The following is a 2,646-nucleotide window of genomic DNA, read 5'->3' on the forward strand; positions in this document are numbered from 1 at the left end:
AAGAAGGATTGGTTTTTCATCCTGAAGATTATGTGTACAGCAGTGCTCGTGATTATAGTGGAGAGAAGGGATTGATAGAAGTGACGGTGATAAAGAAATAGAACTCTACCACGCGAAAGGATTCCCGCGGGAGCCGTGAGTGGAGAGCCACACGAGAGGACTCGTGCGGCAGCAGTGGGCACCGAATATGCCGATGGCAGCTACCAGGATAATTTCTATCTTTATGGAGCAAATGGCTTAATAGGAATCAACCAGGTGAACAGCACAGGTAATAATATAGTATATACGCTCAGCGATGTGCAAGGCTCCATTATGGCAGTGGCAGATGCAACGGGCACCACCCTGCTGGAAGAGTATAGCTACGATGCCTGGGGACGACGCCGTAACCCTACCGACTGGACCTACAACAATGTAGCGGCACCAAGCTATAGCTACCGGGGCTATACCATGCATGAGCATATTGATGAGGTGGAGCTGATTAATATGAACGGCCGTGTGTATGACCCGTGGTTAGCCCTTTTCTTAAGCCCCGACCCGGTAATACAGGCCCCCGGCAACCCCATGAACTATAACCGCTATAGCTATGTAATGAATAATCCATTGAAATATACCGACCCGAGTGGGTATAATTATCAACCGCATAAAACGGATGAAGATAGTTATGAAGAATGGCATAGAGGCAGAGATAGTGGTTGGGGAAGCTCAGGTGGTGGAAGTATGGGAACAAGTCATAGATGGCCTGGTTTTTATGATTCGCGCACTGGCATTACAAATGGGACAGGATTAAATGGAGTATATTATGACTGGGTATCACACGAGTATCGCTCTGTTTATCATAACAACCCATCAGTTGGTTGGGATTATGCAAGGTACGCTACTCGGAATAGCTGGATACGACTTCAGGAAACAAGTGAGCTAAAAACCATTTTAACGACAAATATTAGGAGTTATCTCAGCCAAAATGCCAAAAATAAATCAGGTAGAAAAATGGGGCAGTTTAAAGGGTATAGTAGGCACTTTTTCGACTATGATGCGTCAACGGGTATATATTATGCACCCTTTACCAATATTATGGTTAATCCTATCGCAATTATGGAGGCTGCATATGGAGTAAGAAATGCCAGCAATTCAAGTGCAGGGTGGAGTCCATACAATTTACCAAGTGAAGTAAGATTAGCCTTAGCGGCAGGTGCACCTGCATTTGGCTCTGCTGGGTCATTTATGCACTTCCCAGATGCAATTTCAATTCAAGGGTCTATTGACGTTGTTGGAGGGATTGGAGCAGATTCAAGCATTGGTAACGGAAAATTATTATTACTAAATGGTAAGGGGGCAAGTAAGGCTAATTATAATGATTGGGGTCTTTCATTAGGATTTGATTTAGGAGCTTCTTTTGAAGTAACAGAGTACTATTATCTTGGGCCAGGTCAATTGGATTTGGATATGTTTGATGGTCCAAGATGGGAAGCTACAGGTGGCTTTTCCTTCTATGGCGTTGAGCTTGGAACAGGAGTTGTTGTTGCCCCAGTCCCAACAACTGGAGGTTCTATAATAGGGATTAGCTATCATATTGGTATTTCGCCTCCAGGCCCATCAGGACATGTAAATTATTATGGACAAACAGAAGTATATTAATGGTCGATATTAAATTTTTATTAAAAATAATGGCACTAGGGTGCATAGTTGCATTCGTTGTCATGTTTTTTCATATAAAGTCTATTAAAAAGGATAACGTTAATTTTCCATCACTTAAAACAAGTGATGCTGTAAATGATATTATTATAAGATCAAAAGAGTATAGGGGAGTTTCTTATATTGAAACAGAAACAAATAATAAGTTTAGAATAGAGAATTCAAAAAATTATTTTTATAACCCTATACGGTTATGTGAATTTATACAAGAAGGAGACTCGATCAGTAAACAAAGAAACGTGGATACTATCATTATTTTTAGAGATGACAAAGAGTATTATTTCCTTTTAGGCAAAATAATTGGTAAAGAATAGTTCCCCCGCTCCCGCGCGAATCCTTTCGCGTGGATTAGCAAAGTACAAATAAGTTATCAACAAAAGCTGCTCTATTTTTTAGGGTAGCTTTTGTTATATTTGATGGTATGAGCCGCAATTACAAGTTCTATAATCCTGAAGGCGTTTATTTTGTAAGCTTTGCAGTAGTCGAGTGGTTGGATGTTTTTACCAGAAATGAGTATAAAGCTATTCTACTTGATAGTTTGGAGTTTTGTCAGCAGAAGAAAGGGATGGAACTATTTGCCTGGTGCATAATGACCAATCATGTGCATTTAATATTTAGAAGCATTCAAGGTCAGAAGCCAGAATTGCTATTAGGCGATTTTAAACGTTTTACCAGCAATGAAATCATAAAAGCGATAAAAAATAATCCAAGAGAAAGTCGTAGGGAGTGGCTGATAGAGCATTTTAAGAAAGCTGCATTAAAATCATCAAATGTCAGTAAATGCCAGTTTTGGAGGCATGACAATAAGCCAATTGAGCTGTGGAGCAATAAAGTCATTGAAGAAAAGATTAGCTACATTCATAACAATCCGGTTGAAGAAGGATTGGTTTTTCATCCTGAAGATTATGTGTACAGCAGTGCTCGTGATTATAGTGGAGAGAAGGGATTGATAGA

General features: G+C 40.0%; 3 protein-coding genes. All 3 read left to right on the top strand.

The features are described from left to right. Window positions 1-135: 135 nt before the first annotated feature. Window positions 136-1,635 (top strand): RHS repeat-associated core domain-containing protein, encoded by a 1,500-nt coding sequence (locus ACSX1H_RS19020; protein ID WP_439185838.1) that lies wholly within the window; start codon window positions 136-138, stop codon window positions 1,633-1,635. Further along, window positions 1,635-2,006, top strand: coding sequence for a hypothetical protein (locus ACSX1H_RS19025; RefSeq protein ID WP_439185839.1), 372 nt, complete (start codon window positions 1,635-1,637; stop codon window positions 2,004-2,006). Before ACSX1H_RS19020 ends, ACSX1H_RS19025 begins: the two co-directional genes overlap by 1 nt. A 107-nt stretch (window positions 2,007-2,113) precedes the next feature. Further along, window positions 2,114-2,646 (top strand): REP-associated tyrosine transposase (locus ACSX1H_RS19030; protein WP_439185840.1); only part of this gene is annotated, 533 nt, incomplete at its 3' end.

Source organism: Carboxylicivirga taeanensis (assembly GCF_051851475.1).
In the GTDB taxonomy this organism is placed as follows: domain Bacteria; phylum Bacteroidota; class Bacteroidia; order Bacteroidales; family Marinilabiliaceae; genus Carboxylicivirga; species Carboxylicivirga taeanensis.

Bases quoted from the DNA above. Each gene is read 5' to 3' on its own strand.
- ACSX1H_RS19025 (WP_439185839.1), top strand. From the start codon at position 1,635: ATGGTCGATATTAAATTTTTATTAAAAATAATGGCACTAGGGTGCATA.